Raw genomic sequence first — 1,889 nt, 5'->3', positions numbered from 1 at the left:
GTGATGGTCAGCACCGACTGTGTGTGCTCGGCGTCCCGGTAGGTCGGGTGCTTGCGCACCTTGGCCATGAACGACTCCACCAGGTCGACGGCGATACTGTCGGCACGGTCGTCGTTGTTGCCGTACGCCGGGAACTCCCCCTCGGTCCGGAAGTCGACCGCGAGTCCGGTGGCGTCCCGGAAGACCTTCACGCGCGCGTACTTGACGGCGGACAGGCTGTCCACGGCGACGGACAGGCCGGCGATGCCGCACGCCATGAACCGGTGCACCGGGTGGTCGTGCAGGGCCATCTCGACGCGCTCGTAGGCGTACTTGTCATGCATGTAGTGGATGACGTTGAGCGCGTCGACGTACGTGGCCGCGAGCCAGTCGAGCATGTGGTCGTATGCCGCCCGCAGCTGCTCGTAGTCCAGGTATTCACGGGTCAGCGCGGGCGCCTCGGGCGCGACCTGCTCACCGGTTATCTCGTCCCTTCCGCCGTTGACCGCGTACAGCAGCGCCTTGGCCAGGTTGACCCGGGCGCCGAAGAACTGCATCTGCTTGCCCACCGCCATCGCGGACACGCAGCAGGCGATCGCGGTGTCGTCGCCGGTGCGCGGCCGCATCAGGTCGTCGGACTCGTACTGGATCGCACTGGTGTCGATGGAGACCTGGGCGCAGAACTCCTTGAAGCGCTCGGGCAGCCGCGGCGACCACAGAACGGTCAGGTTCGGCTCGGGGGCCGGACCGAGGTTGTAGAGGGTCTGCAGGAAACGGAACGAGGTGCGGGTGACCAGCGGACGTCCGTCGGTGCCGATGCCGCCGATGGACTCCGTCACCCAGGTGGGGTCGCCGGAGAACAGGGCGTCGTACTCGGGGGTGCGCAGGAACCGTACGATCCGCAGCTTGATCACGAAGTCGTCGATCAGCTCCTGGGCGCGCGTCTCATCGATGGTTCCCTCGTCGAGGTCGCGCTGGAGGTAGATGTCCAGGAAGGTGGACGTGCGGCCCAGCGACATCGCGGCGCCGTTCTGCTCCTTCACCGCCGCCAGGAAGCCCAGGTAGAGCCACTGGACGGCCTCGTGTGCGGTGGCGGCGGGGCCGGTGACGTCGCAGCCGTACGAGGCTGCCATCTCGGCCAGCTCGCCCAGTGCCCGGATCTGCTCGGCGAGTTCCTCGCGGTCGCGGATGACGTCCGGGCTGGAGGGCTGCGCGCAGAGCCGGGCTTGCTCGGCCCGTTTGGCCTCGATCAGCCGGTCGGTGCCGTACAGGGCGACGCGCCGGTAGTCGCCGATGATCCGGCCGCGGCCGTAGGCGTCCGGCAGCCCGGTGATGATCCCGACCTTGCGGGCTGCCCGCATTTCGGGGGTGTAGGCGTCGAAGACGCCGGCGTTGTGGGTCTTGCGGTAGGTGCTGAAGACGCGGGTGACGAAGGGGTCGGCCTGGTAGCCGTACGCCTTCAGTCCGTTCTCCACCATCCGCAGGCCGCCGTTGGGCATGATCGCCCGCCGCAGCGGGGCGTCGGTCTGCAAACCGACGATCAGTTCGCGGTTGCGGTCGATGAAGCCCGGCCGGTGCGAGGTGATCGTGGACGGGTTGCCCGGGTCGACGTCGAGGACGCCGCGGCGCCGTTCCTCGGGGAACAGGCGAGCGACCTTGTTCCAGACGGCGAGCGTGCGCTCGGTCGGCCCGGCCAGGAATGCGGAATCGCCTTCATACGGGGTGTAGTTGGCCTGGATGAAGTCACGCACGTCGACGTGGTCCCGCCAGCGCGTGCCGGCGAAGCTCTGCCATGCCTCGGTCGTCGCCCGGGGTCCAGCTGCCACCGTTGCGGTCATCGCCGGTCTCTCCCTCGCTCTGCGTTCTGCGCGTGAACTGCCTGCACTTCGATGCTCGTCGCTCGCGACGTC

General features: G+C 68.4%; 1 protein-coding gene. It reads right to left on the bottom strand.

Translation table 11 applies throughout. The features are described from left to right. Positions 1 to 1,817: pyruvate formate lyase family protein (locus tag ABZ281_RS47860; protein WP_356664962.1), on the bottom strand; the 1,817-nt coding region annotated here is incomplete at its 3' end. Between the last annotated feature and the right edge of the window lie 72 nt (positions 1,818 to 1,889).

The organism is Streptomyces sp. NPDC006265, assembly GCF_040613555.1.
Taxonomy (GTDB): Bacteria; Actinomycetota; Actinomycetes; order Streptomycetales; family Streptomycetaceae; genus Streptomyces.
Note: the sequence above shows the minus strand (reverse complement) of the source record. Positions and strands in the feature narration are given on the sequence as shown.